General features: G+C 74.6%; 3 protein-coding genes. All 3 read left to right on the top strand.

Going from position 1 to position 2,663, the window contains the following annotated elements; genetic code table 11:
• On the top strand, window positions 1–1,054 hold a 1,054-nt coding region (locus tag ACWD6P_RS36890), incomplete at its 5' end, for an acyl-CoA dehydrogenase family protein (protein ID WP_451448591.1).
• A gap of 65 nt (window positions 1,055–1,119) precedes the next feature.
• Complete coding sequence (locus ACWD6P_RS36885; protein WP_451448590.1) at window positions 1,120–1,890, top strand: enoyl-CoA hydratase family protein; 771 nt, start codon at window positions 1,120–1,122, stop codon at window positions 1,888–1,890.
• Window positions 1,878–2,501 carry a TetR/AcrR family transcriptional regulator gene (locus ACWD6P_RS36880; RefSeq protein ID WP_451448589.1) on the top strand — a complete coding sequence of 208 codons (624 nt, stop codon included), beginning with the start codon at window positions 1,878–1,880 and terminating at the stop codon, window positions 2,499–2,501. Before ACWD6P_RS36885 ends, ACWD6P_RS36880 begins: the two co-directional genes overlap by 13 nt.
• Window positions 2,502–2,663 lie beyond the last annotated feature (162 nt).

Here is a 2,663-nt window from a genome sequence, read left to right as displayed (position 1 = left end):
CCGGCACACCGACGACCTGTGGGCGGAGGCCGCGCGGCTCGGCTACCTGGGCGTCAACCTCCCCGAGGAGTACGGCGGCGGAGGCGGCGGCATCACCGAACTCGCCCTCGTACTGGAGGAGCTGGGCGCCGCCGGCTGCCCCCTGCTGATGCTGGTCGTGTCCCCCGCCATCTGCGGTACGGTCATCGCCCGCTTCGGCACCGAGCAGCAGAAACGGGCCTGGCTGCCGGGCCTGGCCGACGGCTCCCGCAAGATGGCCTTCGGCATCACCGAACCCGACGCCGGCTCCAACTCCCACCGCATCACCACCACGGCCCGGCGCGACGGCGCGGACTGGATCCTCAGCGGCCGCAAGGTGTTCATCTCGGGCGTCGACATCGCCGACGCGACACTGATCGTCGGCCGCACGGAGGACGCGCGGACCGGACGCCTCAAGCCCTGTCTGTTCATCGTCCCCCGCGACGCCCCCGGCTTCGGCCGCAGCGCCATACCGATGGAACTGGCCGCCCCGGAGAAGCAGTTCGAGCTGACCCTGGACGAGGTGCGGCTGCCCGCCGACGCCCTCGTCGGCGACGAGGACGCCGGACTGCTCCAGCTCTTCGCCGGACTCAACCCCGAGCGCATCATGACCGCCGCGTTCGCCCTCGGCATGGGCCGCCACGCCCTCGGCCGGGCCGTCGAGTACGCCCGCACCCGCCAGGTGTGGAAGGAGCCCGTCGGCGCCCACCAGGCCATCGCCCACCCGCTCGCCCAGGCCCATATCGAGCTGGAACTGGCCGGGTTGATGACGCGGAAGGCGGCGCACCTCTACGACGCGGGCGACGACCCGGCCGCGGGGGAGGCCGCCAACATGGCCAAGTACGCGGCGGCCGAGGCCGCGGTGCACGCCGTCGACCAGGCCGTCCACACCCTCGGCGGCAACGGCCTCACCCGCGAGTACGGCCTCGCCTCGATGATCACCGCCGCCCGGGTCGCCCGGATCGCCCCGGTCAGCCGCGAGATGATCCTCAACTACGTCTCGCACCAGTCCCTGGGGCTGCCCAAGTCGTACTGAGCAGCGGCACTTCGGGAGAGGACGCTGCCTGCCCGGCGGGCAGCCGAAAGGAGCTCGACACACCGATGACCGACGCACCCGCGACACCCCTGGTGGCGCGCTCCCACGAGCGCGGCATCACCACCCTCGCCCTGGACTCCCCGCACAACCGCAACGCGCTCTCCGCCCGGCTGACGGCCGAGCTGCACGAGGCGCTCGCACAGGCCGCAGCCGACGACGGCACCCGCGCGGTCGTACTGACCCACACCGGCGGCACGTTCTGCGCCGGCGCGGATCTGGCCGAGGCCACCTCGGGGGCGGCCGTAGAGGGGCCGCTGGGCCTGGTCCGGCTGCTGCGCGCCATCGTCGAGCTGCCCCGGCCCGTCGTCGCCCGGGTCACCGGTCACGTACGGGCCGGCGGCCTCGGCCTGCTCGGCGCCTGCGACATCGCCGTCGCCGGCCCGGAGTCCACCTTCGCCTTCACCGAGGCCCGCCTCGGCCTCGCCCCGGCCGTGATCTCCCTGCCGCTGCTGCCGCGGCTGGACCCGCGCGCCGCGAGCCGCTACTACCTGACGGGCGAGAGGTTCGACGCCCGGGAAGCGGCCAGGATCGGGCTGGTCACGCTCGCCGCCGAGGACGTCGACGCCGGTCTGGCCCCCGTACTGGACGGGCTGCGCAAGGGCTCGCCCCAGGGCCTGGCCGAGTCGAAGAAGCTGGCCACCGCCCAGGTGCTGGCCGCCTTCGACCGCGACACCGACGCGCTCGCCGCACACTCCGCGCGGCTCTTCGCCTCCGCGGAGGCCCGTGAGGGCATGACCGCCTTCCTGGAACGGCGGGCCCCGGCATGGGCGCGCTGACCCCGGCCCGCGGAGCCCGCCCGCCCCAGCAGGACCGCAGCCGCGCCACCCGCCTCAAGCTGCTGGAGGCGGCCGTCGCCTGCCTCGCGGAGCGCGGCTGGAGCGGCAGCACGGTCTCGGTGGTCGCCGAACGGGCGGGCGTCTCCCGGGGCGCCGCCCAGCACCACTTCCGCACCCGCGAGGACCTCTTCACGGCGGCCGTCGAGCATGTCGCGGACAAGCGCCGCGGCGCCCTGAAGGCGGTCGCCCACAACCTGCCGCCCGCCGGGTCCGTCGCCCGCACCCGGATCATCGTCGAGGAACTGGTCGGCCTCTACACGGGACCGCTGTTCCGGGCCGCCCTGCACCTGTGGGTGGCCGCCTCCGACGAGGAGCAGCTGCGCGAACGGGTCACCGCCCTGGAGGCCCGGGTCGGCCGCGAGGCACACCGTACGGCCGTGGCGCTCCTGGACGCCGACGAGTCCGCGCCCGGCGTCCGCGAGACCGTACAGGGCCTCCTCGACATGGCCCGCGGCCTGGGCCTGGCCAACCTCCTGACCGACGACTCGCCCCGCCGGAACCGGGTCGTCGAACAGTGGGCCAGGATCATCGACGGGGTTCTGCGGGGGTAACCCTTCCGCTGCGCTTTGCCTGGGTCGACGTTTGGCTTGCTCGCCGTTGCGCCTGCGGCGGGCGGTGCCGCTGCGCGGGGCGTTTTCGGGGTGCGGTGGCGGTCCTCCGGGGCAGGGGCCCTGCGGCCGCTGCCGCCAGCTGCTGTACGAACACGGCGGCCC

The sequence above is a fragment of the Streptomyces sp. NPDC002446 genome (assembly GCF_053595675.1).
This window is presented reverse-complemented; position numbering and strand designations above follow the sequence as displayed.